The sequence below is a fragment of the Clostridium puniceum genome (assembly GCF_002006345.1).
Classification (GTDB): domain Bacteria; phylum Bacillota; class Clostridia; order Clostridiales; family Clostridiaceae; genus Clostridium; species Clostridium puniceum.
Window position 1 is genome coordinate 1 of record NZ_LZZM01000151.1, and the last position, 641, is coordinate 641.

Genomic DNA, 641 nt, shown 5'->3' on the forward strand with positions numbered 1-641 from the left:
TTGTATACTTTGAATATTTACTATCATATATTTAGGAGTGAATGATATAGGAAGTACTTTTTTTAGAGCTGTACCTTCTATCCCATTACCACTATCTTGTATAAGAATATCACTGGGTAAATATTCTATTCTTTGATATCTTAGCCCTCCTAAACTTTCTATACTAATTCTACTAATTGCATCCGCTAAACTACTTAAAGAATCTGTATTATTAGCAGCTATGCCTTTACTTACTATATTTGTGGCTATAGTATTCTTAATTATTTGAGTTTTACTTTTTAGGGTAGCAAATGTATCTGTAATTACTAAAGGCCAACCAATAACGTCTACCCAGTATTGTTTACCATTATTGGCTAATTGAAAAAGATAATCTAATGCTAAATTTACTTTGTTTTTACCTAGCTGGCTAAATGCTGTAATTGAACTCGTAAATGTTACATTAGCTGCATCCAATTTTAAATTATCTACTTTACTACTCATTTCTCCCATTTCTTTATCTATAATATCCATATTGTCACTTACTGCTGGGAAAATATCGGCTACATTGTTATAGTCTGGCTTATTAAGACCAAAATTCGCTGTCTTTTGCATTTTACATCCATCTCCTTTTCTTAATCATATGTTCTAATTTCGTCCCATGT

At 30.4% G+C, this 641-nt stretch carries 1 protein-coding gene; it reads right to left on the minus strand.

What is annotated here, in order from left to right:
• On the minus strand, nt 1-591 hold a 591-nt coding region (locus tag CLPUN_RS11400), incomplete at its 3' end, for a hypothetical protein (RefSeq protein WP_423237295.1).
• Nucleotides 592-641 lie beyond the last annotated feature (50 nt).